The sequence below is a fragment of the Pedobacter soli genome, assembly GCF_900101435.1.
Classification (GTDB): Bacteria; Bacteroidota; Bacteroidia; order Sphingobacteriales; family Sphingobacteriaceae; genus Pedobacter; species Pedobacter soli.
Window position 1 is genome coordinate 49388 of sequence record NZ_FMZH01000015.1, and the last position, 25182, is coordinate 74569.

Sequence of the window (25182 nt, forward strand, 5' to 3'; positions counted from 1 at the left end):
TTAATCATACATGGACTATTTTAAACAGGCGATTTTAGCACTTATTATTTTTTCATCAACAGGCAGTTTTGCACAGGGTAACTACGAAAGAAGCATGCAGGCGATGATGAAAGGTGATTATAAAACAGCCGCTGCACAATTGGAAAAAGCAAGTGCCAAGACTCCTGATAATGCTAATGTATTACAGATGCTTGGTTATTCGTATTTCCAGAACCGGGAGTATGAAAAGTGTATAGATACTTATAGCCGCTTGCTTGTGGTAAAGCCCAATGAAGTTTCAGCTTATTATTACCGTGGGATAGCCAGACTGAAAATTGCAAACGATCCAAAAGAATCGTTAAGCACCATGCGCGATAATTTTTATCAGGCATCGCTCAAAGATTTTACAAAGGCAATCGAAATTAACGGTGAAGAAGATACCCAAATGTTTCAGAACCGTGGTTTAGCCTACAAAGATTATGCGATCTTTAAATCATTTAAAGCTAAGAAAAAAGATGAAAAAGCAGCTTGTGTTGCGCTTTTTAATAATTCTATTGCCGATTTTCAGAAGGTATTGACTTTACAGCCACTTAGAAAAGATATTATTGACTGGATCACTTACGATAAGGCGCAGATTGCTACCTTAAAATAAAAATACCCTTTAAACTTAAAAAGGAGCCTCGTTTAATCAAGGCTCCTTTTTTATTTCAATTTTCCAACAACCAGGTATTTTTTTTGGTTTAATAGCCTGATTTTTTGTTGCTTTTTGATCTGGTACAAACTATCGGGATAGTAAGTAAGGGTATCCTGTGTTTGGAATAAGATATTTTTGTTATCGATGATAATTTCAATCTTATTGATTTTTGCATCGCTTTTTTCAACCAGAACCTTTTTAACCGGAATCTTTTTATTGTCTGAAGTGTAAACATCAGCGCCATTTTCCTGGTTAATTTTAAAACTTCCCCGCCACGATGTTTTATTGATGTCGGCATTAACAAAGATTGCCAGCTCTTTCTCCCAATCGGCAATACGGCTCGCTTTATTTTCTGCCTCACCATTCACACTTACTGTTTTTTGCACAGTTGGATTGAGTTTTTGCATCCGGCTTATTTCTTTTCCAAAATAGCCTTTAATGTCGAAATATAAAAAGCTGGTATTCGCTTCGGCAGCTTTCTGTTGGTTACAGGAGAGCAAGGCCAAAGCAAATACCGCGATATAAAGTTTTTTAGTCATTATACTAAAACGTTTCCAGTCATTTCTGCCGGAATATCAACACCTAAAATTCTTAAAATGGTAGGGGCAATGTCACCTAGTTTACCATCGGCAATGGCTTTGTAATCTTTATCAATTAAGATACAAGGTACCAGGTTGGTGGTATGGGCAGTATTCACAGAGCCATCGCCATTAATCATATACTCAGAGTTGCCATGATCTGCCAGGAGGATAAAAGAGTATCCGTTCGCCAGTCCGGTTTTTACTACAGTTTCTGCGCATTTATCGGCAGTTTCTACAGCTTTTACCACGGCTTCGAAAACACCGGTATGGCCCACCATATCGGGATTTGCAAAATTCAGGCAAATAAAATCAGCCCAGCCGGTTTCCATTTCTTTTGTAATGGCATCGGTAATACCTGCAGCGCTCATTTCTGGTTGCAAATCGTAGGTAGCCACTTTTGGCGATGGGATTAAAATGCGTTTTTCGTTTGCAAATTCAGCTTCCCTGCCACCAGAGAAAAAGAAAGTAACGTGCGGATACTTTTCAGTTTCGGCAATACGGATCTGGTTTTTATTGTTTTCGGCCAAAACTTCACCAATGGTTTTGGTCAGGTCATCTTTAGTGAAAATTACATTTACCTTTTCAAAACTTTCATCGTAGGTAGTCATGGTTACATAATACAATGGCAGTTTGTGCATTTGTTGCTCAGGGAAGTCTTTTTGCGTTAAGGCGGTAGTAATTTCGCGACCTCTATCTGTACGGAAGTTGAAACAGATTACCACGTCATCTGGCTGGATCGTTGCTACCGGAGCGCCGTTATCCTGCGTAAGTACCACTGGTTTTAAAAACTCGTCGGTAATGTTTTCTTCGTACGATTTTCTGATGGCAGCCAAAGCATCCTTTGTTTTTTCTCCAACACCATTAACCATTACATCGTAAGCCTGTTTAACACGCTCCCAACGGTTATCGCGGTCCATTGCATAATAACGGCCAATTAAAGAGGCTAGTTTGGTATCTGTATTTTTAATGTGGTTTTGTAAATCGGTAATAAAACCCAGGCCCGAGTTCGGATCAGTGTCACGGCCATCTAAGAAAGCGTGAACATAATTTTTTACGTTCGATTCGTTTGCTGCATCGCAAAGGGCTTTTAAATGCTCGATATGGGCATGCACACCACCATTTGATACCAAACCAATAAAATGAACTGATTTGTTGTTCTTTTTGGCATAGTCAAAAGCATTTACCAATACCGGGCTATTGTGAAGCTCGCGGTCGGCAATGGCTTTATTTATTCTGCCCAGCTCCTGGTAAACCACGCGGCCGGCACCTAAATTCATGTGGCCCACTTCCGAATTTCCCATTTGTCCGGCGGGTAAACCTACGGCCTCACCAGATGCTTCGAGCTTCGAGTTTGGATAGTTCTGTAATAACGAATCGAAAAAAGGAGTGTTAGCAGCATAGGCAGCATCAGAATTATCTTGTTTTCCGTAGCCCCAACCATCTAGAATTATAAGCGCGAGTTTTTTGTTATTTACCATCTTGATTTAAAAATTATTGACCTGCAATAAAACATTTCTATTTTAAAACTGTTCTATTGTTTTGTTTATAGGACAAATATAACTTTATTGAAGGTTATACAAATTAAGAAATCCTTTTTTTGATATGCTAATGGCATAATTTTAGCTGTACGGATTTGTATAAAATACAGAAATGATCCGGAGCTTATTCTTATTAATCTTTAGTATATCATCATTATGTCGCCCCACAGCTATTCAGGCTGATATTATTGATGATTTGTCGTCGTATTTTAAGGCTGGCAATGCCAAAGAAATTGCCAAAAATTTCGCCTCTACCATCGAACTGATTATTGTTGATGAAGAAGATGTATACTCAAAAGCACAGGGTGAACAAATTTTGAGAGATTTTTTTGTCAAGCATCCGCCTACCAAAACAAGTATTTTTCATAAAATTAATACCAATCCCAATTACCGTTTTGGCGTGGTTATTTTAAGTACGGCTAAAGAAACATTCAGGGTTTCTATTACCATGAAGAAATTTAATACCAGTTTTTCGATAACCGAGTTGAGAATTGAACCTGCGAAAGACTAGAAAACAGTTACCTAAGGCTTAGGAATATCTTTATATCCATCAGTAAATTGTCTGCTAACAAATAATTCTTATTTTTGCGACATTAAAATCTACATTTTGGATACTCAACTTATACATCAATTCATAAAAAATGCCCTTACTGAAGATGTTGGCGATGGTGATCATACCTCGTTATCAACCATTCCTTCTGGCACACAGGGAAAAGCAAAACTGATCATTAAAGAAGATGGTATACTGGCAGGGATAGAACTTGCTGTGGCTATTTTTAAGGAAGTTGATGCTGAATTGAAAGTTGAAGTGTTATTACACGATGGCGACGCGGTGAAAGTTGGCGATATTGCCCTTACTGTTGCCGGAAGTACACACGCCATCCTGATTGCCGAACGCCTGGTTTTAAACTGCATGCAGCGCATGAGTGGCATAGCTACTAAAACCAACCACATTGTTGCTTTACTGAAAGCTACTAAGACAAAAATTTTAGATACCCGAAAAACCACACCTGGACTACGTTATTTAGAAAAATGGGCAGTGCGGATAGGTGGAGGTGTTAATCACCGCATTGGTCTTTACGATATGATTTTGATTAAAGATAACCATGTTGATTATGCAGGCGGGATTTCGAATGCGATTAAGGCCGCTCAAGAATATCTTACCGATCAAAATAAAAAACTTCAGATAGAAATTGAAGTAAGAAATTTAGATGAATTGAAACAGGTTTTAGCCATTGGTGGTGTAGACCGTATTATGCTCGATAATTTTAGCTTTGAAAACCTTAGGGCAGCAGTAGCATTAATTGATGGTAAATTCACTACTGAAGCATCAGGTGGTATAACCGAAGAGAATGTAGCCGAATATGCGGCATGCGGAGTAGATTTTATTTCAATGGGTGCACTTACACATTCGGTAAAGAGCCTGGATATGAGTTTAAAAGCATACTAAAGTGATTTGCTCTAAAATTAAAAGCTTATTTTTTGTATCATTGTAGGCTATGGTTACGGTTTATTCGCTCAGTGCTTTATTATTAGCTTACCTTTTTGGATCGATACCAACAGCCGTATGGCTCGGTCAGGCCTTTTATGGCGTTGACGTAAGAGAGTATGGCAGCGGTAATGCAGGTGCTACCAATACTTTCAGGGTATTGGGTAAAAAAGCTGGCATTGCAGTGATGATTATCGATATTGCAAAAGGCTATACTGCAACCAATCTGGCTTATCTCATCGGTTTATCGGTAACCGGACCACAAAATTCTGCACCATTTGTTAATTACCAGCTAGCCTTAGGCGTAACCGCAGTAATGGGACATTTATTCCCTGTTTTTGCTGGCTTTCGTGGTGGAAAAGGAGTGGCTACACTTTTTGGAATGATTTTGGCAGTTAACTTCGAGGCATCTATGCTTTGCGTTCTGGTTTTTGTAATTGTATTGCTGATCACGAAATATGTTTCATTAAGCTCCATCTGCGCAGGTTTTACCTTCCCGCTTAGTGTAGTTTTTCTGTTTCAGGTTTCCATAAAATCGGAAGTGCTGTACGGAATGGTTGTTTGTGTACTTATTTTAGTCACCCACCAAAAAAACCTCGAAAGATTGCTGAAAGGCAAAGAATCCAAAGTGTATTTGTTTAAGAAAAAAAGCTAATTAATTAACAAATACATAATCGAAAACTTATCTTCAATATTCCTGTTAATTAGGAATAGTACAAATAGGGGATTGATATCATTAACAACAGATTTTGTGAAACAACCCTTACTTCCGGTTTATAACGGGGATGTACGGAATGTTTAATAACCCAGAAAACTAAATTGATAAGAAATGAAAAAGTTATTTTTAACAGCGGGCATAGCTGGCGTTTTACTGTTCAACTCTTGCTCTACAGTGCCTTTAACCGGTCGTAGCCGGTTTGATCTGGTAAGTAACGATCAGGTTTTGCCAATGGCATTTCAAGCATACAATACCTTTTTAACTGAAAATAAATCGACAGTTTTACCGGCATCAAACGCACAAGCCTTAAAGGTTAAAACCATCGGCAGCCGTTTAATTACTGCCGTAAAATCGTACATGAATAACAATAACTATGGTAATTTAATTGCCGATTACCAGTGGGAAGTAAATGTGGTTCAGAACAACGAAAAAAATGCCTGGTGTATGCCTGGAGGTAAAATTGTAGTGTATACCGGAATTTTGCCGGTAACACAGGATGATGCCGGATTAGCAACTGTAATGGGACACGAAATTGCGCACGCCATTGCTGGTCACTCGGCCGAGCGCATGTCGCAGGAAATGGTAGCACAGGGAATTGGTGCCGCTGCAGGTGTGGCTTTATCTAAAAATCCGAAAACACAATCTATTTTCAATACACTTTACGGTGTAGGTACTCCGGTTGCCATGCTTAAATTTAGCCGTAACCAGGAGCTGGAGGCCGATCGTTTGGGTTTGATTTTTATGGCTATGGCTGGTTATAACCCGCAAAATGCTACTGCTTTCTGGAACCGGATGGCTTCGGCTTCGGCAGGAGCGCAAAAACCAGCTGAGTTTTTAAGCACTCACCCTAGTGATGAAACACGTATTGCACAGATTCAGAAATATTTACCAGAGGCGCAGCAGTATTACAAGAAATAAGGCAGAAGGTAGAAGGTAGAAAGGTGGAAGGTTTAGCATGATGCATAAACTTTCCACCTTTTTCATTGATCGTCATGCTGATCCGATAGCTATCGGATTTATTTCAGCATCTTGTTTCTTAAATAAGCTAAGTAATAGATTGATTAGTTGGTATTCGGGGATTTGGTTAATCCATTAAACCAATGGACTGATGAACCAATTAATCGCCCAAAACCTGCAATATAGCACTCGCCTTAAGCAAACATTCTTCATATTCTTTTTCGGCGTCGCATTGATAGGTAATGGCACCGCCAACCTGAAAGGATAAGTATTTTGATTCGGCATTAAATAAAATGCTGCGGATCACTACGTTAAAATCGAAATCTCCATCCGGACTAATGCAGCCAAAAGAACCTGAGTAAATACCTCGTTTGGCTTCTTCGTATTGTTCAATCAGCTGCATGGCCTTAACTTTTGGGGCACCTGTCATAGAGCCCATTGGGAAGGCATTTTTAATGGCATCGATAAAATGAATGTTCGGATCGAGCTCACAGCTTATGGTCGAAATCATTTGATGCACCTGCGGGAAGCTATAAATTCCGAAAAGCTCATCAACCTTAACTGTACCTTTAACAGCTGATTTGGTAAGGTCGTGACGCACCAAATCTACAATCATTACGTTTTCTGCCTGCTCTTTAATATCGTTTCTTAAATCTTTTTTAATCTGCTCGTCCGCTTCAGGATTTGAACTGCGTTTTGCTGTTCCTTTAATGGGTTGCGATATTAAGCGCTTGCCGCGTTTGCACATAAACCTTTCGGGCGTGGCCGATAAAATATACTGGTTGCGCACTTTAAAGTAACCTGCAAATGGGGTAGGGGAAAGTTGGTTCAGCGCTTCAAAGGTTTCAACAGGATTGATTTGGGCATTTTCTGCAAAAAACTCCTGGCAAAAGTTAAGCTCATAAATATCGCCGCGGATGATATGATTTTTTAAGCTTTCAATTTTGCTGATGTACTGCACTTTTGAAAGTTTCTGTTGGATATTTAATGCTGCAACCTGGTGTTTAGTTTCTACTGGAAAGCTATTTATTTCATTTAAAATATCCTCATCACCAATTAATACCTCTGCTTTGCCATTTTTAAACGCAATGAGATATTTCGGTACAAAGAAATACAGGTCTGGAAAGTTTAGCTGATCAGCATGATTAGAATGCAAATTCTCGGTCTCGTTTTTAAGATCGTAGCTAAAAAAACCGAAAAGCCATTGTTGATGGGCTGCCTGGAAAGCCTTCAGCTGATCAAAAGCAGTACCTGATGCACAGCTTAGCTCGCTTTGTAAGGCTGCTGCAATTACAAAATCGTAAGCCGAATAAGCATCTTTGTACTGATTCGAATCCAAAAAACAACACACCTCAAACTGGTTGGCCCAGTGCAATGCTTTTTGTTTAAAATCTGATATGTTTTGTAGGGTTTCCAAGCTGCGGCAAAGGTAAAAATAGCGCTGATAATTGTAAGAAATTAATTTTTATCTTTTTGGAAAGTGGTAGTTCTCGTTTGTAACGAGGATTAATGAGAAAAGCGATTATATCGCTTATTTGTCTAACCACATTGCAAATGTGGCTTTCGTTCATCCTCGTAGCAAAGGAGGACAATTAGTATTTTTTAGGATTCATTTTAGTGTGCCTGATTCTTAAAATCCTTATAATTTCATTTTCGTTTCTATAAGAAACTCTAAAATGATGTTTTTCAAAGGCACGGTAGGTTCCATCGTTGTCTTTTTTATATTGATCGAGCTTATATTTTTCAGGATGTTGAACTATATTTCCTACGGCATCGGTTAAGTCATTAACAACCCTTATTGCATTTTGGACAGACTCTATCCTAATATATTCAAAGATTTCTCTTAATTGTTTTTTTGCCGGTGTGGTCCAGACAATTTCAATATTGTTGTTTACCAACTTTTAATCTCATTTAATAATTCATCATGAGAGATGTAATTACCGTTTTTAAATTCATTTTCGGCTGATAATAATTCGCTATTATATTGTTCAAGACTTTGTTTAGGATTTTCTTTTTTGCCTTTTATAAATGCCTTTAACATTTTAACAACAGAAGTCTTTTCGGCATCGTCTAGCTGGGTAAAGTAATTAAGCATTTCGCTTTCTAAGATAGTTGCCATAATAGAATATTTATTATCAAAAATAATCAAATAGATGTTGATTAGCAAATAGTTGCGTAGGTTGAATGTAAAACAAAAAAATATTGAAGATAGTCCTCGTTTGCAACGAGGATTAATGAGAAAAGCGATTATATCGCTTATTTATCTAACCACATTGCAAATGTGGCTTTCAGTTCATCCTCGTTGCAAAAGAGGACGATAACGCATGGTAGTCTGTAAAACAGAAAAGCAACCCTTTATGGATTGCTTTTCTTTATTTTCGTCATGCTGATCCGATAGCTATCGGATTTATTTCAGCATCTCTTGCATTTATACTAGTGCAACTCTAAAGTTTGTGCCCTGTCTGGCCCTACTGAAAGGAATTTGATTGGCACTTGCAATTCTTTTTCTAAGAAAGCAATGTATTCAGTTAGTTTAGCAGGGATTTCGTCAACCGAAGTGATTTTAGTTACGTCAGTTGCCCAACCATCAATTGCTTTTAAAACTGGTTTTGGCTCGATAGAAATGATATCATAAGGCATGTAATCAATCGTTTCGCCATTATATTCGTAGTGTGTACAAGCATAAATGGTATCGAAAGTATCCAGAACATCGGCTTTCATCATAATTAACTCGGTAACACCGTTTAACATGATGGCGTATTTTAAAGCAGGAAGATCAATCCAGCCGCAACGGCGGGCACGGCCTGTAGTAGCACCAAACTCATGACCTAAGGCACGTAAGTTCTCACCAACTTCGTTATCTAATTCAGTTGGGAAAGGACCACCGCCAACACGTGTGCAGTAAGCTTTGAAAATACCATAAACCGCACCAACTTTATTAGGGGCAATACCTAAACCGGTACAAGCGCCTGCAGTTGTGGTATTGCTTGAAGTTACGAAAGGATAAGATCCGAAATCAACATCCAATAAAGTTCCTTGTGCACCTTCTGCTAAAACAGCTTTTCCTTCTTTCAGGTAACCGTTTACAAAGTGCTCGCTATCTACGTGCGGAATGTTTTTTAAGAATTCAATAGCTTCGAAGAAAGCAGCTTCTTTTTCGGCCAGTTCATATTCAAAACCTTCGTAGTGCGAAAGAATTTCAGTGTGTTTTTCTACCAGTTTGGCATAACGCTCTTTAAAATCAGGTAGGGTAGTATCGCCAACACGTAAACCGTTACGTCCAGTTTTATCCATATAAGTCGGACCGATACCTTTTAACGTAGAACCAATTTTGTTTTTACCCATGCGCGCCTCATTGGCTGCATCTAATAACTGGTGACTTGGTAAAATTAAGTGTGCTTTACGGGCAATAACCAGTTTGCCTTCGGCAACCGGATCATGACCAGCTTTTTTTAAATTATCTAATTCTCTTTTTAAGATAATAGGGTCTATTACTACACCATTTCCGATCAGGTTCATGGTTTTTTCGTTAAAAATTCCTGATGGGATGGTATTTAAAACGAATTTTTTGCCATCAAACTCTAAAGTATGTCCGGCATTTGGGCCGCCCTGAAAACGGGCTATAAGATCATATTTTGGACTTAGTACATCAACGATTTTTCCCTTTCCCTCATCGCCCCATTGCAGGCCGAGAAGTACATCTACTTGCGTCATTATTTAATAAATTAAGCTGGTTTTATTAGTATTATAATTTAATTTGTTTCCAGATTTGCTGCTGTAGCAGCACTTTCATTCACTTTGTTAGCCATGCTGCAATCAGAGCAGAAGCCATAAAGGTTTAACGAATGGTGCTTAACATCAAATTTTAAAAGATCACCAACCATGGTTTGGATCTGGTGAATACGTGGGTCGCAGAATTCTACTACTTTACCGCATTCGATACAGATTACGTGATCGTGCTGGCGGTAACCATAAGATTTTTCGAATTGCGCCATGTTTTTACCAAACTGGTGTTTGGTAACTAAATCGCATGAAACCAGTAACTCCAGCGTGTTGTAAACCGTTGCACGGCTAACGCGGTACTTTTGATTTTTCATGTGGATGTACAGGGTTTCTACATCAAAGTGGTCGTTTCTTGAATATATTTCTTCCAATATAGCGAAACGCTCTGGTGTTTTACGTAGATTTTTGTTCTCTAAATAAGCTTCAAAAATCTTGCGAACGAGCTCATTTGTTTTTTGTTCAGACATAGTTTTTAAACTCCATTCAAAGGTAGTCAATTAGTTTGATTGTTCGAGGGGTTAGATTGTTTAAATGTTGTAATAAGTGCGTAGTCCGAAAGTCAGAGGTCGGGAGTCAGAAGTTTAAAATTTAAAAAACTTGTGACTTAGCCTAGAAACTTTGACTTCCGACTTCGGACTGCAGACTTCCGACTATTTATGCATCAAACCTCGTAACTCCGGTAACACCTCTAACTTTTAATAAATTCTTAATCAGGTTTTCTAAATGTTCGGTATCGTTTACGAAAATCATAATCGATCCGTCAAATATCCCTTCGTTGGTATCAACCGTAATCGAGCGCATATTTACCTTAAAATCGGTAGAAATAACCCGGGTAATATTGTTAATTAAGCCCACATCATCAATACCCACAATGCGTAAACCGGTTAAGAAAGTAAGTTCCTGCTGCTTATTCCATTTGGCCTTAACTACTCTATAACCGTAATTAGACATGAGCTGAGCAGCATTCGGGCAATTGGTTCTGTGGATTTTTATCCCTTCGCTAACCGTTACAAAACCAAACACATCGTCGCCAGGAATCGGGTTACAACATGCTGCTAGGGTATAATCTATTTTTTGCTGGTCTTCACCAATCAATAAAATGTCGTTTTCCGAGCCCTTTATTTTGTTTTTAACCATATCAACCGTTAGGTTTTCTGGTCGTTCAGGCGCACGGCTTTCTACTTCTTTTTCGCTCGACAGGTATTCTTTAATGTCTTTCAGCTCAATTTTACCTAAGGCAACATTTACGAAAAGCTCCTGTGTTGATGGCAGTTTGAAGAAATAACTCAGTTTTTGAATGTTATCAGTATTGTAGGTGATTTTTAGCGATTTCATTTTCCGCTCTAAAATCTCCTTACCATTTTCGGCAATTTTCCGTTTTTCTTCCTTTAATGAAGATTTGATTTTTGATTTCGCCTTTGCGGTAACTACGGTATTGAGCCAGTCTTCTTTAGGTGTTTGCTTGCTTGAGGTAATGATTTCTACCTGATCCCCATTTTGCAGCTTGTAAGAAATAGGTACGAGTTTGTGGTTAACCTTGGCACCAATACAGGTTGCACCTACATCGGTATGGATTTCGAAAGCAAAATCTAAAGCGGTGGCGCCCAGCGGTAGCTGGATTAAAGCTCCTTTTGGGGTGAAAATGAAAATCTCATCAGAAAAGAGGTTCATTTTAAAATCATCAAGGAAATCTAAGGCATTGGCTTCAGGATTGCTCAGCATTTCGCGTACTTTCTGAATCCATTGGTCAAGCCCGTTATCGTTGCTCGATTCTTTGTATTTCCAGTGTGCCGCGAAACCTTTTTCGGCAATTTCGTTCATTCTTTGGGTACGGATTTGTACTTCTACCCACTGACCACGTGGCCCCATTACGGTAGTGTGTAGACTTTCGTAACCATTTCCTTTTGGCGATGAAACCCAGTCGCGCAAACGATCAGGATTGGGACGGTATAAATCGGTTACAATCGAATAGGCTTTCCAGCAGTCTGCTTTTTCATTTTCTGGTGCCGAATCGAGGATAATCCGGATGGCAAAAAGATCGTACACCTCCTCAAATGGGATGTTTTTCTTTTTCATTTTATTCCAGATGGAATGGATCGATTTTGGCCTGCCGTACACATCAGCAACCAGGCCTTGTTCGTGCACAATTTCATCAATCGGCTCTACGAACTTTTTGATAAACAGCGCCCGTTCTGCTTTTTTCTCGTTAAGTTTCTTGGCAATAAACTTATAAGTATCAGGATCGAGATATTTCATGGAAAGATCTTCGAGCTCTGATTTTATGGCATATAAACCCAAACGATGGGCGAGGGGTGCATATAGATAAATGGTTTCTGATGCGATTTTAAGTTGCTTGTGTCGCGGCATAAAATCCATCGTCCGCATGTTGTGCAGGCGGTCGGCCAGTTTAATCAAAATTACCCTTACATCATCTGCCAGGGTAAGCAGCATTTTACGGAAGTTTTCGGCCTGTAAAGAGCTGTTGGTATCAAAAACGCCCGAAATTTTGGTTAAGCCATCTATAATTTTGGCGGTTTTCTTGCCAAATTCACGTTCAATATCTTCGAGTGTAATGTCGGTATCTTCTACCACATCGTGCAGCAGCGCACACACAATAGAGGTAGTTCCCAAACCAATTTCTTCGGCGGCAATTTGGGCAACGGCAATAGGATGATAAATATAAGGCTCGCCCGATTTACGGCGCATATCTTTATGGCTTTCGAGTGCCATATCAAAAGCTTTGCGGATTTCTTTCTTATCGCCCTTTTGTAAAGTAGATTTACTGGCGCGTAATAATGCCCTGTATCTTTTAAGAATCTCTTGCTTTTCTGCCTCTAAATCAATCACTAACTCTGTTTTCATTTGTATTTTTTGCGTAAAAATTGCGTCTTATTTATGAATAAAACTTATATTAGTTCTGTGGAACAACTAATATATGAAATAACACCTAACTTTGTAAAAGTATAAATTTATGAAAATTAAAGGGCTCTTTTTTCTTTGTATTGTAATGATTTATGGTGTTTCACTGCAGGCGCAGGAACCAGCTGCCCCGGTATTTCCTAAATTAGGTAAGAACGATACAATAAGAGTAGCCTCTACGAACGATAATGGGATCATGATTCCATGGATGCAGTTGCAGGATGTGACGATATTCGCCCCGCGGATATGGAAATCTCCGGCCGAGCAGGCAGCTTACAATCGTTTAAGGTACAATGTGTTAAAAGTAATGCCCTATGCTTTGTTTGCCAAACGCAGGTATGAGCAACTGGAGCAGGATTTAGCCAAAACGGCAGAAAAAAAGGAACAAAAACAACTGGTTAAACAATGTGATAAAGAAATTAAAGACATGTTTAACCGCGAAATAAAGGAATTAACGATTACCCAGGGACAGATTTTAACGAAACTGATTGATCGCGAAGTTGGCCGCACTACCTACGATATTGTTAAACAGACTAAAGGTGGCTTTGCCGCGTTTTCATATCAGATTGTTGCCCGTGTGGTTGGCCACAATTTAAAAAGCACTTACGATCCGACGGAGGATAGGGATATCGAATCCATTATCCGCACTTCGGGTTTTTATCAATAAAATAATAATGCAGGAAAGCATTCCGAATATTTATCCCTTTAAGGTTAAGAAAATTAATGGCGAAGATCAGCCTTTATCTGCCTACCGGAATAAAGTAGTACTCATCGTAAATACCGCATCAGCCTGTGGCTTTACCCCGCAACTGAAAGAATTACAGCAATTGAAAGACGAAATCAATCATCCCGACTTCGAGATATTAGGTTTCCCTACCAACGATTTTGGTCAGCAGGAGCCTTTGGATGGTAACGATATCACCTCCTTTTGCGAAGTTAATTATGGAGTTCAGTTTCCGGTTTTTGATAAAATAATGGTGCGTGGCAAACTGATGCATCCACTTTACCAGTTTTTGAGCGATAAAAAACAAAACCATAAACTGAGTTCGAAACCCCGCTGGAATTTTCATAAATACCTGCTAAACCGAAATGGCGAACTGGTAGATTTTTATCTGCCTTTTACCAAACCTTTAAGTACAAAAATCAAGAAGAAAATTCAGCAACTGCTGAATCAAAATGCCCGTTAAAACTTATGAAATTAGATATATTAGTTATAGCCGTTCATCCTGACGATGCTGAGCTTTGCTGTTCAGGAACAATTTTAAAACATATTGCACAAGGTAAAAAGGTTGGTATTGTTGATCTTACCCGTGGCGAGCTGGGTACACGCGGTACTGCCGAAACCCGTGATGAAGAAGCTGCAGATTCGGCCAAAATATTAGGATTGCATGTGCGCGAAAATCTCGGTATGCGCGATGGCTTTTTCCAGAATGATGAGTTCCATCGTTTAGAGGTGGTTAAAGTGATCCGTAAATATCAGCCTGAAATTATTTTAAGTAATGCTTTGGAAGATCGTCACCCAGACCATGGAAGGGCAGGTGACCTGGTTTTCGATTCCGTATTTTTATCGGGTTTGCCTAAAATTGAAACGGTTTTAAATGGTGTTAAACAGGAAGCGCACCGCCCGAGGTTACTTTTACAATACATTCAGGACCGTTATTTAAGGCCTGATATTATTGTTGATATTTCTGATCATATGGATACCAAAATCAAATCGATTCAGGCCTTTAAAACACAGTTTTATAATCCGGATGTAGCAGGTCAGCAGACTTATATCTCCTCTCCAGAGTTTTTTGAAAGTGTAATTGGCCGTGCAAGAGAATTCGGAAAGAGTATAGGCGCCACTTTTGGCGAGGGTTTTACTTCTAGGAAATTGTTAGGTGTTGATAACCTGTTTGACTTGAGATAGCAAAGTTATTCTTAACCATGTAAGAAATATAAGGCAACATAAGTTTATGTGTACTCTTATGATTTATGAGGTTAAGACGCTATCAACTCCAATATTTTGAGACAGCGAAGCTAAATTTAACCATATAAGAAATATCAGGCATAAGTTTTATGTCCTTTTATGACTTATATGGTTAAGATGTCATTGAACTGGCAAGTCTCATAGCGCCCGTCCATCTGAACAAAATCATGCCTTATTTGTTATTCTGAAAACGAATAATAATGGCGAATATATTTTCTTCTCTCAAAAACGCGTACAAGCTTTTTAAACATGTAGATTTTGATAAGTTAGATGCCTTGTCGAAAAAGGTCGATCTGCCTAAAATGGTCGAAACAATTTCTAACCTGGACGATAAACAAATCCAGGGGATGATGAAAATGATGGGTGGAGGGCAGAAAAAGAAAGAATTGCCACCTATTGAAGGCGATTTTTATCATTTGGGCGATGAAGCATTAAAAGATGAAGACCGTGAGCTCCAATTAAAAGTGCGCGCCTTTTTAGAAAAGGAAGTTAAGCCGATTGTAAACCAGTATTGGAACAGGGCCGAGTTTCCTTTTGAAATTATTCCCAAACTTGCTGAACTAAATATTTGCGGATTAACTTATCAGGGGTATGGCTGCCCGGGAAAATCTAACCTGATGGAAGGTATCTTAGCCATGGAAATGGCCAGGATTGATACCTCTATTTCTACTTTTTTTGGTGTGCAAAGCGGATTGGCCATGGGCTCTATTTATTTGTGTGGATCGGAAGCGCAAAAGCAGCAGTGGTTGCCTTTAATGCAACAGTTTAAAATTATCGGCGCATTTGGTTTAACTGAACCTGAAGTAGGCTCAGCTGCGGCTGGAGGCTTAACTACAACCTGTAAAAGGGTAGGTGGGAAATGGATTTTAAACGGGCAGAAGAAATGGATTGGTAATGCAACCTTTGCCGATATACTGGTGATCTGGGCAAGGGATGAAGAAAGTAGTGAGGTAAAAGGCTTTATTGTTAAAAAGGATAATCCGGGTTTTGCAGTAGAAAAAATGCAAAATAAAATGGCACTCCGCATTGTGCAGAACGGGCTCATTACTTTAACCAGTTGCGAGGTAGAAGAGGCAGATCGTTTGCAAAATGCCAACTCATTTAAAGATACGGCAAAGGTTTTACAGATGACCCGTGCAGGTGTAGCCTGGCAAGCGGTTGGCTGTGCCCGTGGTGCCTACGAAAATGCGCTTGATTATACCCGCACACGTAAACAGTTTGGAAAGCCAATTGCGTCTTTCCAGCTGATTCAAAACCATTTGGTAGAAATGTTATCGAATTTAACTGCGATGCAGACCCTGTGTTTTCGATTATCTCAGTTGCAGGACCAGGGCTTGCTTAAAGATGAGCATGCATCATTAGCCAAGGTTTTTTGCTCATTACGTACGCGCGATGTAGTAAGCAAGGCACGTGAGGTAATGGGCGGTAATGGTATTTTGCTAGAGTATAATGTGGCCCGTTTTGTTGCCGATGCAGAGGCTATTTACTCTTATGAAGGTACCAAAGAGATTAATACGCTGATAGTTGGGCGGGCAATAACAGGTTTTTCGGCTTTTGTTTGATTAATCTAATGGTTTGTGTCTTCACAGACCATATATAGATATAGTATAATTAGAGTTGATCCAGCCCCTTGGAGTGCTTATTTCGGTCTGTGAGGACACAGACCGATAGGGTTAAAAAGGATGCTTATTAAACGCCACCTGACTCATGGCGCTTTTTTCGTACAAGGCAATGCAATTTTTGTTAAAAACCGGATCAAAATTTACTTCGCCGGGTTGTAAGCTTTGCGGAACATTGGCATTTTGCATAAAGAAGTACACTTTGGTATTTCCATATTTGGTATGGGGCATTAAATTGCCATAATCTTCGAGCTCCTTCCAAACTGTATCTTTAACCGTTACCACATAAATGCGTTGCACCGGACCGGTATTGTTGGCGTTCCTGTACTTCACAATTTCTTTGAAACCAGCTTTCATATCCTCAATTCCGGGTTGGTTAAAAGTGTCTTTAACCATAAAGAAAACCAGAATTAAAACAATTGCGGTAATGGTATAAATAAGAGATTTTCTGCTCATGCCTACAATAAAGGCAATATTTTTTCCATAACCGTCAGGCCTTCGTCAATATGTTTTTGTTCAATGCAAAGTGCCGGACGGAAGCGAATGGTTTTTTCGCCACATCCCAGAAACATCACGTTGTTTTCCAGTCCTTTGCTGATAAAATTATTACGCATTTCTTTATTTGGGAAATCGAATGAGCAAAGTAAGCCTCTGCCGCGCACATTGCTCATCTGATCGAAACGGCGGGCTAAATTTTCAAGTTGATTGCTTAAATATGCACCAACTTTTGTAGCATTATCGCAGAGTTTATCTTCTGCTATAATCTGAAGAATTTGCGTTGAACGTACCATATCTACCAGGTTACCGCCCCAGGTAGAGTTAATGCGGCTGGGTACCTTAAATACATTGGTTTCAATTTCGTCTATTTTTTTACCTGCCAAAATACCGCAAACCTGCATTTTTTTACCAAAGGCCAGAATGTCCGGGCGAGCCTTTTCGCTAAAGTGCTGGTGGCACCAGAATTTACCTGTTAAGCCAACACCGGTTTGTACTTCATCGTAAATTAAACAGGCTTCATTTTCATCAGCGAGGGCTTTTAGCTGGATCAGGAATTCTTCGCGCAAATGGTTGTCGCCACCTTCTGATTGGATTGGCTCTACAATAATGGCGCAGATCTCATCTTTATTATCGGCAAATGCCTTTTTAATCTGGGCGATTGCGATTTCTTCAGTTTCTATAGCATGAGAAAGATTATTGCCCGATAGCGGAAACTTAACCTCCGGAACCGAAACTCTGGGCCAATCGAACTTGGCAAACCACTTGGTTTTATCGGGTAGGGTATTGGTTAGGCTCAAAGTATAGCCTGTTCGCCCGTGGAAAGCTCTTTCAAAATGCAGTACCTTAAAGCCTTTTTCACTGGTATATCCTTTGGCAAAGTTCTTTTGCACTTTCCAGTCCATGGCTACTTTAAGTGCATTTTCGACCGCTAAACCACCACCTGCGATAAAAAAAGCATGGTGCAGGTAACCGGGGATACCCACTTCGGAGAAAGTTTCTACAAATTGGGCATATTGCTGGGTATAAACATCAGAGTTTGATGGATTGGCTAATGCTGCCTGAAAGAGACTTTGCTTAAAGGCCTCATCATTGATCATTTTGGGGTGGTTGTATCCCAAAGGAACAGATGCAAAACAGGTGAAAAAATCGAGCAGGGTTCTGTTGTGTTTCGAATCATAAATATACGCGCCATGACTCTTTTCCATATCGTAAGTCAGATCGAAACCATCAGCTAAAATGTGCTTACTTAACGATTCACTAACGCGGTTTGCAGGTACTGTTAATTGATACATAAACTTGGTTTTGGTATAATCCAAATTTAGTAAAATGTGCCTGAAATTAAAATTTAAGCACTTTTTGAACCTGTAAAGCAAAAAATAGGTTTAAACAGTTTAAAGTATGTTTATGGACAAATTTGTGTTTTGGACTTCACAGATGTGGAAAACTTCTTGTCTAAAAATCCTGCCCAATAACATCTTCTTTTTATGATTTTCCCTAATAATTTAAAACTTAATCGATAGTTTTTCCGATACCAGCGCATTATCTTTATAGTACTCGAAAAACCAGTTCCCATCTTTTTTAAGGACGATGCCGCTGGTGCTGCTGTTGCTGGCGATAAAGTAATCGGCAACGGTAGTTTTGAGTAAGGTGAGTACTATTTTGGGAGTCGAATCAATTAACTGATAGCCGTTGTTAATGGCTTGGGCATATAAAAGTGCTTCAGCCTGTTTGGTTGTGGCTGTAGCAGGTTGATTGACAGGTGCAGGTGGGGTAACGGGGGCAGGAGCAGCTGTTTTTACTTCCTGAACCGGCTTTACAGGCGTAGCATTAACTACAGTAGTGCTGCCCGCTTCGTAATGTAAATCGCCGAAGGAGCTAAAAGCATCTCTCATGGCGGCATTGTAAGATTGTTTGTATTCTTTTTCCCTGCTTTTGCCTTCTTTACTTTTCAGTACAACATTTCCTTTGCAGTCTTTAAGCAAAATGGTCAGGTTGGTTACAAACATGCTGTTGTGTTCCTCTACCTCAACTACCAAAGCCCTGCACCTGTCGGTTGCAATTTCTGACGGTATTTCAGTATTATCGTAATACACAGTAAAGCCTTTATCTTCAAAAAGTGCTTTGGCCAGCACATTTAAATTATATTGATTGGGTTGTTTAAGAAAACTGAATTTTTCGGGTACAATTAAATACTTGTAATTAATAGTGTTCGACTGTCCTTTTGCCGCAAACGATAAAGCCAAAAGAATTATAAAAAAATATGTTTTCATAACAGTTATTTCAGTGGAAATTAGATTCTGGTTCAAGTTATGCAATGAAATAGAGAATATCAAATTTGCCTAAAATTAGCCTGATTTAAACACGCCGTTACAGCGATTAAGTTTATGTAATTCACAACTTTATTAACATTTTTACTGCAATGTGTATAAATATTCATACTACATCTATTAATTTGTGGTGTTGGTCTATTTCTGTCGCTTTAAATCACAATGAATAATACCTTTATAATAAGAATCAAATCAACGGGACGATTTAGAAATCTTATTGAGGCTCTACAGCAATGTGGAGCCTTTGCTGTTTCCTGGAAGTGGAAATATTCTCATCTTAAAACTTATCCTGCATTCCGAACAGTCCCATCAAGCCCCCCGTATGGATGGCCAAAATACGATCATTGCGATGGATTTGCCCTTTTTTTTCTAAATCGCAAATGGCATAAAACATTTTTGCGGTATAAACAGGGTCTAAAAGCAATCCGGTTTGGCCTGTAAAGGTTTTAATAAAATGAATCAGTTCTGGAGTGGTTTTGGCGTAACCGCCGAAGTGGTAATCTAAATGCAGCGCTAATTGTTTATTTATTGTTGTGTACCTGGCGATTTCTTCTGCTATAAATCCGCCACCTTTTAAAACTGGTACAACATGAAGTTTGGCAGGAAGTTGTTGCTGCTGAATGCCTTTAAGTAAACCCGTAGCAGTTGTCCCAGTACCGGCTGCGCAAAAAATATGATCGTAGGTTTCGGTTAGCTCACCAATTATTTCTGCACAACCAAACGTAGCTTCTGCCGATGCGCCACCTTCATCTATAAAATAAGCTTCGGCGTTGTTTGCAAAATGGTTTTCAAAAAGCTGGTGTTTATTGCGGTAACTTTCGCGGTCGGTAAAAATCAGTTCCATGCCGAATAAGCTGCATAGCAACAGCATTTCGTTTTTTACCATTTCGCCGCGTACAAAAGCTGTAGCTTTTAAACCCGATCTTGCTGCTGCGGCGGCAGTGGCCACTAAATGATTGGAATAAGCCCCGCCAAAAGTAACCAGCTGTGTTTTATTTTCAGCCCTTGCTTTAGCCAGTATGTATTTAAGCTTGCGCCATTTATTGCCCGAAATGTAGGGGTCGATCAGGTCATCGCGTTTTACCGATAAATGGTTAAACGGAGTAAAGGCTATTTTTTGTACCGGACTAAAGATTTCTGTAAACACGTGTAAAAATAAAAAACACCCGCAATACGCAGGTGTTTTTTATTTTTTATATGCTTGTGGATAGGGGCTTATTTACCTATACCAAATCCAAAACCAGCATTAACTACACTGTATTTCGCCTGTGTATAAGAGGTGTAAAACTTAAAGAAACCAAATTTTAACTGGAAACCTAAACTTCCCCTTACACCATCAATATCAGTTTGTTTAACCGATACCGGGTCAACATAGGTGGCATTGGTTCCACCATCGGTAAATTGATAAGTACCTAAGGCTTTTAAATTGGTGTTTGAAGTTTGGTAACCTACGCTGGCAAAAGGAGTAAAAAATAGGATTTGCTTCGAAACAATAGCATCGAAATTTACACCATTAAATTTGGCATCGATACGTTGGTTAGAATTGCCCGTATTGTTGATATCTAAAGGCAAATCGTATTTATATTGGGTAAAACCTCCTGCTATGGCAACATCTACCGGAAACAATTTTTCAGCGGTTGAGCCCATAAATAAAGGTAAAAGTTCAACCTTTGCACCAAAACCAATCATTGATAAGCTTCCTAAATCGCTGCCCAGTTTTATTTTAGGCATGGCCCTTAAAGTAATATCGATATTTTTTGGCAATCCCAGTGTAGCCTGTATTTGTGCTGCCGGTACCACATGGAAACCAACACCCTGTGGCAGATTAAAAAATTTACCCGTTGGAATACCGCTACTGGTATAAATTTGCATTTTGCCGCCTTCATGGTCATCGCCGAAAGCAGTTGGGCCAATTGAAGAAGCACCAGGAGCTGGTTTAATGTTACCCAAACCCAGGGTATTTACATCGTAACTTCTGCCCGATTGCGGTACAAAAGAAGCCGAAGCCGATACACGCACATCGAATTTTAAAAAACCTTTTGATTTGGCGGTATTCGTCCAGCCATCGGTTAAGCCCAATCCTAAACCTTTGTACAAGGGATCGAAATAGGCGTTAATTAATTTAGTCGCATCAGCCGGGCCCGAAACAAATAGGCTTCCAACATCCTGCTGTGCACTGGCTTTTTGAGCCGTTACCAGTAAAAACAAGGCACACAGTGCCTTTAAAGCGTAGCATTTTCTCATATAATAATTTGATTTATAGTAAAGATAAAGCTGTTTTTCGCAAAACTGTAATCATTAAACAATTCTTGCTGTTAAAAGTTTATTTTTGCACCATGGAAAATGTGGTCGAAGTGCAGGAATCGGAAGAGCAGGAATTATATGAACATTTAAAAATTATTGTCGATAAAGGGCAGTCCTTACTGCGTATCGATAAATTTTTAATGGTGCGTGTAGAAAATGCTTCGCGAAACCGTATTCAGAATGCCATTGATGCAGGTAATGTGCTGGTTAACCAGAAGCAAATCAAATCGAGTTATAAGGTAAAACCTTTTGATGAGATTTCGATAGTTTTACCACATCCGCCACGCGACACAGAAGTTTATCCCGAAGATATCCCGCTGGATATTATTTACGAAGACAGCGATTTGCTGGTGGTGAATAAACCCGCTGGGATGGTGGTACATCCAGGCTTTAACAACTACACTGGTACTTTGGTTAATGCCCTGGCTTTTCACTTTGAACAGCTGCCCCAGTTGCCGGGTAACGATGGACGCCCGGGTTTGGTGCACCGCATTGATAAAGATACCTCAGGTTTATTGCTCATTAGTAAAAACGAAAAATCGATTACCCATTTGGCCCGTCAGTTTTTCGACCACAGCATTACGCGTAAGTATATCGCACTGGTTTGGGGCGATATTGAAACCGATGGTACCGTTACGGGCTACATTGGCCGCAGTGCCAAAGACCGCCGCGTGATGGATATTTACGATGACGAAGAAAAAGGGAAATGGTCCGTAACGCATTATAAAGTTTTAAAACGTTTGGGTTATGTTACTTTAATTAGCTGCGAACTCGAAACCGGCCGTACACACCAGATCAGGGCGCACATGCAGCACATTGGCCATCCGTTGTTTAGCGATGCCATGTACGGTGGTGATAAGATTTTGAAAGGAACTACGTTTAACAAATATAAACAGTTTGTAGAAAATTGTTTTGAGCTATTGCCCCGCCAGGCTTTGCACGCACAGAGTTTAGGTTTTATACATCCAACAACTAAAGAATATATGTACTTTGAATCTCCACTGCCGGAAGATTTTAAAGCAGGTTTAACTAAATGGGAAAATTATATCGCTACATCATAAAATATGCTTCAACAGTACCTTTTATTTAATGATGAATTTCATGCGACAGATGCTCCTGTTTTAAGTGCTTCTAACCGGTCTTTCAAATTTGGCGATGGTTTGTTTGAAAGCATGCGGATGATTAATAACAAGCTGCAATTTGCCGATTTACATGCTGACAGGCTAACCGCAGGCATGAAAGCCTTGAAAATGGACGGACATGCCCTGATGGACGATTATTTTTTACGCCAAAAAACTGCCGATCTGGCCAAAAGGAACAAGTGGAACGGCAATGTGCGTTTTCGCCTTTCAATTTACAGGGAAGGGGCAGGCGTTTATACGCCCGAAATCAATAAAGCTGGTTATGTTTTGGAGGGGATTCCCTTAAGTGCTTCTTCCTACGAATTAAACAGCAAAGGCCTGATTATAGATGTTTTTGACGAAATGACCAAACCGGTTAACAAACTGTCTAACTTTAAAACCTCTAATGCCCTGCTTTATGTTATGGCCGGACTTTTTAAAAGCCAGAACCGTTTAGATGAGGCCATGATTTTAAATCAGCATGGTTTTTTGTGCGAAAGCATTAGCGCCAACGTTTTTGTAGTGTACAACAAACAGGTTTATACCCCCGCATTAACCGAAGGTTGCGTGAGCGGCGTGATGCGTACCGTTATTATGCAGCTTTGCAAAATGAATGATATTCCTTTAATCGAAGCCCAGATTAATCCCGAAATATTAAAAGCCGCCGAAGAAGTTTTTATTACCAATGCCACCCAGGGCATACAATGGGTAATGGGCTATGGCCGTAAACGTTATTTTAACGAAGTGTCGAAGCTTTTAATTGATAAACTGAACGCTTTGTAGCCGTTTCTTATACCCTCGCGGGGTAAATCCCTTTTGCCTCGCCGATGTTACATTTTATTTCTATCAGTTTGTGTTTGCCTGAACTATATTTTTAGTATAATTGGTTACACACACAAATTTAACCGAAATGAAAAAATTACTCATTCTCGTAATGGCTTGCTATGGCCTGAACGCGCGTTCACAACAGTTGAACGAATCCAGAAACTTTCTGTACTTCTATTCAGATTCTACAGTTTATGCACAAAAAATCAGATTGCGACCCGATTTTAGCGGCGGGTGGTCGCTCCGCGCCGATTCAAGGCGGGTGCCGGTAGCGCAAGTTAAGTTTTTTAACAATCAGGATGGTTTCTTTGCCAACACGCGCAGACTCAGCCTCTTGGGCGAAGCCACTTTTGCTGAGCGGATTATTGAAGGTAAAATTAATCTTTATCAGGAAGTGCTTTATGATAATGTGCCGATTGAAGGAGAGTATTACGGCTTTAGAGATTACAGGCGACAGGCTGTAAATACACGTATGTTCCTTAACAAGGGCTATTCCGATCTTGAAAGGGTAAACTATCGAAATTTAAACGAGGCGATGGCCGATAACCCAAAAAGTTTAGCCTTACTGAGGGAGTATAAAAGCCGTAAGAGTTTAGGAATTGTAATGTATGTTGCCGCCGGGGCAGCAATTATTGCCAGTGGGATTACATTGATGTCTAACTCAGGCTTTAAGCAAAGCAGTGCTGGCTTTGGCGGAATGCCAAAATATGAAGACCGCAGTTATACCGGTAGTTTTGTTTTGCTGGGGCTTGGTGCCGGTTTGAGTTTAGGAGGTTACCTGGTTGGCGAATCGGGTAAAAAAAGCATCGAAAGGGCTATCGATAACTATAACCGCTAATGTTTAGAATATTAACCAGACAGGCCTGATTAAGGGACTGTCTGGTTATTTTATGAGTTTATTAATCCGGTTACAAACGCATTCCTCTTAAAAAATCTTCAATCAGCATGCGTTTTTTACCTTCGTATTGGATGTCTAAGAGTTTAATAAAGCCATCTTTAGCGGCAAATTTTAAATAGGTTTTACCATCGGTTAAAAAGCCTCCGGCAACAATACCCGGTTCTTTATCTTCTAATTCAGCCTTAAATATTTTTAAGGTTTTATCGTTTAAAAAAGTAAAAGCCGTAGGGTATGGGCTCAATCCCCGGATTAAATTGTAAATCGCTTGCGCCTGATTGTTCCAATCGATTTTGCAATCGTCTTTAAAAATTTTAGGGGCATGTTTTAAATCGCCGCTTTGCGGTTGAGGTTGCTCGCTAACCTCGCCGGCTTCAATTGCTTTAAGTGTTTTTACCAGCAGGTTGGCGCCAACGTGCATCAGTTTATCATGCAGCTCGCCGGCGGTTTCATCATCGGCAATGGCAACACTGTCGCTCAGGATAATATTTCCCGTATCAATTTCGTGCGTAAGGAAAAAGGTAGTTACACCACTTTCTTTTTCTCCGTTTATAATGGCGTGGTTTATGGGCGCAGCACCACGGTATTGTGGTAAAAGTGAGCCATGGAGATTTATGGTTCCCTTTGGCGGCATATTCCATACCACTTCTGGTAACATTCTGAAAGCCACTACAACCTGTAAATCGGCTTTATAGCTGGCCAGTGTTTCCAAAAATTCAGGGTTCTTTAGTTTTTCAGGCTGTAACACCGGAATATGCTTTTCAACTGCGTATTTTTTTACTGCACTTTCATTAAGCTTTTGCCCGCGGCCTGCAGGCCGGTCTGGTGCAGTTACTACCGCAACAACATCAAAATTGGCTTGTACCAGTGCATCTAACGATGACACAGCAAAATCGGGCGTACCCATAAAAACTATTCTCATAAGAAAATGTTGTGTTCTAAAATAACGTGGCTAGCCACTTAAAG

26 protein-coding genes are annotated in these 25182 nt (G+C 39.7%); 12 read left to right on the forward strand and 14 right to left on the reverse strand.

Annotated elements, in window-relative coordinates:
- The first annotated feature begins 10 nt into the window (after positions 1-10).
- Complete coding sequence (locus tag BLR37_RS22435) at positions 11-631, forward strand: tetratricopeptide repeat protein (protein WP_090772578.1); 621 nt, start codon at positions 11-13, stop codon at positions 629-631.
- Between the two features lie 50 nt (positions 632-681).
- Here BLR37_RS22435 and BLR37_RS22440 read toward each other — a convergent pair whose 3' ends face one another.
- Together BLR37_RS22440 and gpmI are read right to left on the reverse strand one after the other, a co-directional pair.
- Positions 682-1212 (reverse strand): hypothetical protein, encoded by a 531-nt coding sequence (locus tag BLR37_RS22440; protein ID WP_090772580.1) that lies wholly within the window; start codon positions 1210-1212, stop codon positions 682-684.
- Entirely contained in the window at positions 1212-2732 is a 1521-nt protein-coding gene (gene gpmI, locus BLR37_RS22445; RefSeq protein ID WP_090772582.1) for a 2,3-bisphosphoglycerate-independent phosphoglycerate mutase, read from the reverse strand. Before gpmI ends, BLR37_RS22440 begins: the two co-directional genes overlap by 1 nt.
- Before the next feature lie 172 nt (positions 2733-2904).
- Between gpmI and BLR37_RS22450 the strand changes: the two genes are divergently transcribed.
- From BLR37_RS22450 to BLR37_RS22465, 4 genes are all read left to right on the forward strand, one after another.
- Positions 2905-3303, forward strand: coding sequence for a DUF4783 domain-containing protein (locus tag BLR37_RS22450; protein WP_090772584.1), 399 nt, complete (start codon positions 2905-2907; stop codon positions 3301-3303).
- Positions 3304-3399: 96 nt separating this feature from the next.
- A complete protein-coding gene (gene nadC, locus BLR37_RS22455; RefSeq protein ID WP_090772586.1) occupies positions 3400-4242 on the forward strand; it encodes a carboxylating nicotinate-nucleotide diphosphorylase in 843 nt (280 codons plus the stop codon).
- Positions 4243-4291: 49 nt separating this feature from the next.
- Positions 4292-4936, forward strand: coding sequence for a glycerol-3-phosphate 1-O-acyltransferase PlsY (gene plsY / locus BLR37_RS22460; protein WP_090772588.1), 645 nt, complete (start codon positions 4292-4294; stop codon positions 4934-4936).
- Positions 4937-5110: 174 nt separating this feature from the next.
- Positions 5111-5917: a M48 family metallopeptidase gene (locus tag BLR37_RS22465; protein ID WP_090772590.1), complete on the forward strand. Its 807-nt coding sequence runs from the start codon at positions 5111-5113 to the stop codon at positions 5915-5917.
- A 199-nt stretch (positions 5918-6116) separates the two neighbouring features.
- Here BLR37_RS22465 and BLR37_RS22470 read toward each other — a convergent pair whose 3' ends face one another.
- The 6 genes from BLR37_RS22470 to BLR37_RS22495 form a co-directional block, all read right to left on the reverse strand.
- Complete coding sequence (locus tag BLR37_RS22470; RefSeq protein WP_090772592.1) at positions 6117-7373, reverse strand: anthranilate synthase component I family protein; 1257 nt, start codon at positions 7371-7373, stop codon at positions 6117-6119.
- A gap of 175 nt (positions 7374-7548) precedes the next feature.
- The gene (locus BLR37_RS22475; protein WP_244154734.1) at positions 7549-7854 is read right to left on the reverse strand and encodes a type II toxin-antitoxin system RelE/ParE family toxin; all 306 of its coding nucleotides are present in this window, start codon (positions 7852-7854) and stop codon (positions 7549-7551) included.
- Entirely contained in the window at positions 7848-8075 is a 228-nt protein-coding gene (locus BLR37_RS22480; protein ID WP_143009650.1) for a hypothetical protein, read from the reverse strand. The genes BLR37_RS22475 and BLR37_RS22480 overlap by 7 nt, the downstream gene beginning before the upstream one ends.
- Positions 8076-8389: 314 nt before the next feature.
- Positions 8390-9670: an adenylosuccinate synthase gene (locus BLR37_RS22485; RefSeq protein ID WP_090772596.1), complete on the reverse strand. Its 1281-nt coding sequence runs from the start codon at positions 9668-9670 to the stop codon at positions 8390-8392.
- 38 nt (positions 9671-9708) lie between these two features.
- Positions 9709-10206, reverse strand: a complete 498-nt coding sequence (locus BLR37_RS22490; protein WP_039479907.1) for a Fur family transcriptional regulator — start codon at positions 10204-10206, stop codon at positions 9709-9711.
- A gap of 187 nt (positions 10207-10393) precedes the next feature.
- Positions 10394-12601 carry a RelA/SpoT family protein gene (locus BLR37_RS22495; protein WP_039479906.1) on the reverse strand — a complete coding sequence of 736 codons (2208 nt, stop codon included), beginning with the start codon at positions 12599-12601 and terminating at the stop codon, positions 10394-10396.
- A gap of 109 nt (positions 12602-12710) precedes the next feature.
- Here BLR37_RS22495 and BLR37_RS22500 point away from each other — a divergent pair, with 109 nt between their 5' ends.
- From BLR37_RS22500 to BLR37_RS22515, 4 genes are all read left to right on the forward strand, one after another.
- Positions 12711-13325, forward strand: a complete 615-nt coding sequence (locus tag BLR37_RS22500; RefSeq protein ID WP_090772597.1) for a DUF4294 domain-containing protein — start codon at positions 12711-12713, stop codon at positions 13323-13325.
- Positions 13326-13332: 7 nt separating this feature from the next.
- On the forward strand, positions 13333-13845 hold the full coding sequence (locus tag BLR37_RS22505; RefSeq protein ID WP_090772599.1) for a glutathione peroxidase: 513 nt from the start codon (positions 13333-13335) through the stop codon (positions 13843-13845).
- Between the two features lie 5 nt (positions 13846-13850).
- On the forward strand, positions 13851-14567 hold the full coding sequence (bshB1, locus tag BLR37_RS22510; RefSeq protein WP_090772601.1) for a bacillithiol biosynthesis deacetylase BshB1: 717 nt from the start codon (positions 13851-13853) through the stop codon (positions 14565-14567).
- A 260-nt stretch (positions 14568-14827) separates the two neighbouring features.
- Positions 14828-16189, forward strand: a complete 1362-nt coding sequence (locus tag BLR37_RS22515) for an acyl-CoA dehydrogenase family protein (protein WP_090772603.1) — start codon at positions 14828-14830, stop codon at positions 16187-16189.
- 111 nt (positions 16190-16300) lie between these two features.
- Here the strand turns inward: BLR37_RS22515 and BLR37_RS22520 are convergent, their stop codons facing one another.
- The 5 genes from BLR37_RS22520 to BLR37_RS22540 form a co-directional block, all read right to left on the reverse strand.
- Positions 16301-16702 carry a hypothetical protein gene (locus BLR37_RS22520; protein ID WP_090772605.1) on the reverse strand — a complete coding sequence of 134 codons (402 nt, stop codon included), beginning with the start codon at positions 16700-16702 and terminating at the stop codon, positions 16301-16303.
- 2 nt (positions 16703-16704) lie between these two features.
- On the reverse strand, positions 16705-18036 hold the full coding sequence (lat, locus tag BLR37_RS22525; RefSeq protein WP_090772667.1) for an L-lysine 6-transaminase: 1332 nt from the start codon (positions 18034-18036) through the stop codon (positions 16705-16707).
- A gap of 210 nt (positions 18037-18246) precedes the next feature.
- A complete protein-coding gene (locus tag BLR37_RS22530) occupies positions 18247-19014 on the reverse strand; it encodes a hypothetical protein (protein ID WP_090772606.1) in 768 nt (255 codons plus the stop codon).
- A 334-nt stretch (positions 19015-19348) separates the two neighbouring features.
- The gene (locus BLR37_RS22535) at positions 19349-20218 is read right to left on the reverse strand and encodes a 1-aminocyclopropane-1-carboxylate deaminase/D-cysteine desulfhydrase (protein ID WP_090772609.1); all 870 of its coding nucleotides are present in this window, start codon (positions 20216-20218) and stop codon (positions 19349-19351) included.
- A 68-nt stretch (positions 20219-20286) separates the two neighbouring features.
- The gene (locus tag BLR37_RS22540; protein ID WP_090772611.1) at positions 20287-21315 is read right to left on the reverse strand and encodes a DUF6588 family protein; all 1029 of its coding nucleotides are present in this window, start codon (positions 21313-21315) and stop codon (positions 20287-20289) included.
- 92 nt (positions 21316-21407) lie between these two features.
- Here BLR37_RS22540 and BLR37_RS22545 point away from each other — a divergent pair, with 92 nt between their 5' ends.
- The 3 genes from BLR37_RS22545 (at position 21408) to BLR37_RS22555 (ending at position 24159) form a co-directional block, all read left to right on the forward strand.
- Positions 21408-22436, forward strand: coding sequence for an RluA family pseudouridine synthase (locus tag BLR37_RS22545; RefSeq protein ID WP_090772669.1), 1029 nt, complete (start codon positions 21408-21410; stop codon positions 22434-22436).
- 3 nt (positions 22437-22439) lie between these two features.
- Positions 22440-23279 (forward strand): aminotransferase class IV, encoded by an 840-nt coding sequence (locus tag BLR37_RS22550; protein WP_090772613.1) that lies wholly within the window; start codon positions 22440-22442, stop codon positions 23277-23279.
- Positions 23280-23406: 127 nt separating this feature from the next.
- Complete coding sequence (locus tag BLR37_RS22555) at positions 23407-24159, forward strand: hypothetical protein (protein WP_090772615.1); 753 nt, start codon at positions 23407-23409, stop codon at positions 24157-24159.
- 70 nt (positions 24160-24229) lie between these two features.
- Here BLR37_RS22555 and fmt read toward each other — a convergent pair whose 3' ends face one another.
- Positions 24230-25138, reverse strand: a complete 909-nt coding sequence (gene fmt, locus BLR37_RS22560; protein ID WP_090772617.1) for a methionyl-tRNA formyltransferase — start codon at positions 25136-25138, stop codon at positions 24230-24232.
- Positions 25139-25182 lie beyond the last annotated feature (44 nt).

What these genes read in the sequence shown, in the direction of transcription:
- BLR37_RS22550 (WP_090772613.1), top strand. Translation starts at nt 22,440, where the DNA reads ATGCTTCAACAGTACCTTTTATTTAATGATGAATTTCATGCGACAGAT.
- BLR37_RS22515 (WP_090772603.1), top strand. Translation starts at nt 14,828, where the DNA reads ATGGCGAATATATTTTCTTCTCTCAAAAACGCGTACAAGCTTTTTAAA.
- BLR37_RS22500 (WP_090772597.1), top strand. Translation starts at nt 12,711, where the DNA reads ATGAAAATTAAAGGGCTCTTTTTTCTTTGTATTGTAATGATTTATGGT.
- plsY (WP_090772588.1), top strand. Translation starts at nt 4,292, where the DNA reads ATGGTTACGGTTTATTCGCTCAGTGCTTTATTATTAGCTTACCTTTTT.
- bshB1 (WP_090772601.1), top strand. Translation starts at nt 13,851, where the DNA reads ATGAAATTAGATATATTAGTTATAGCCGTTCATCCTGACGATGCTGAG.
- BLR37_RS22545 (WP_090772669.1), top strand. Translation starts at nt 21,408, where the DNA reads ATGGAAAATGTGGTCGAAGTGCAGGAATCGGAAGAGCAGGAATTATAT.
- BLR37_RS22435 (WP_090772578.1), top strand. Translation starts at nt 11, where the DNA reads ATGGACTATTTTAAACAGGCGATTTTAGCACTTATTATTTTTTCATCA.
- BLR37_RS22530 (WP_090772606.1), bottom strand. Translation starts at nt 19,014, where the DNA reads ATGAAAACATATTTTTTTATAATTCTTTTGGCTTTATCGTTTGCGGCA.
- BLR37_RS22450 (WP_090772584.1), top strand. Translation starts at nt 2,905, where the DNA reads ATGATCCGGAGCTTATTCTTATTAATCTTTAGTATATCATCATTATGT.
- fmt (WP_090772617.1), bottom strand. Translation starts at nt 25,138, where the DNA reads ATGAGAATAGTTTTTATGGGTACGCCCGATTTTGCTGTGTCATCGTTA.
- BLR37_RS22540 (WP_090772611.1), bottom strand. Translation starts at nt 21,315, where the DNA reads ATGAGAAAATGCTACGCTTTAAAGGCACTGTGTGCCTTGTTTTTACTG.
- lat (WP_090772667.1), bottom strand. Translation starts at nt 18,036, where the DNA reads ATGTATCAATTAACAGTACCTGCAAACCGCGTTAGTGAATCGTTAAGT.
- BLR37_RS22555 (WP_090772615.1), top strand. Translation starts at nt 23,407, where the DNA reads ATGAAAAAATTACTCATTCTCGTAATGGCTTGCTATGGCCTGAACGCG.
- BLR37_RS22440 (WP_090772580.1), bottom strand. Translation starts at nt 1,212, where the DNA reads ATGACTAAAAAACTTTATATCGCGGTATTTGCTTTGGCCTTGCTCTCC.
- gpmI (WP_090772582.1), bottom strand. Translation starts at nt 2,732, where the DNA reads ATGGTAAATAACAAAAAACTCGCGCTTATAATTCTAGATGGTTGGGGC.
- BLR37_RS22465 (WP_090772590.1), top strand. Translation starts at nt 5,111, where the DNA reads ATGAAAAAGTTATTTTTAACAGCGGGCATAGCTGGCGTTTTACTGTTC.
- BLR37_RS22480 (WP_143009650.1), bottom strand. Translation starts at nt 8,075, where the DNA reads ATGGCAACTATCTTAGAAAGCGAAATGCTTAATTACTTTACCCAGCTA.
- BLR37_RS22490 (WP_039479907.1), bottom strand. Translation starts at nt 10,206, where the DNA reads ATGTCTGAACAAAAAACAAATGAGCTCGTTCGCAAGATTTTTGAAGCT.
- BLR37_RS22520 (WP_090772605.1), bottom strand. Translation starts at nt 16,702, where the DNA reads ATGAGCAGAAAATCTCTTATTTATACCATTACCGCAATTGTTTTAATT.
- BLR37_RS22505 (WP_090772599.1), top strand. Translation starts at nt 13,333, where the DNA reads ATGCAGGAAAGCATTCCGAATATTTATCCCTTTAAGGTTAAGAAAATT.
- BLR37_RS22485 (WP_090772596.1), bottom strand. Translation starts at nt 9,670, where the DNA reads ATGACGCAAGTAGATGTACTTCTCGGCCTGCAATGGGGCGATGAGGGA.
- BLR37_RS22495 (WP_039479906.1), bottom strand. Translation starts at nt 12,601, where the DNA reads ATGAAAACAGAGTTAGTGATTGATTTAGAGGCAGAAAAGCAAGAGATT.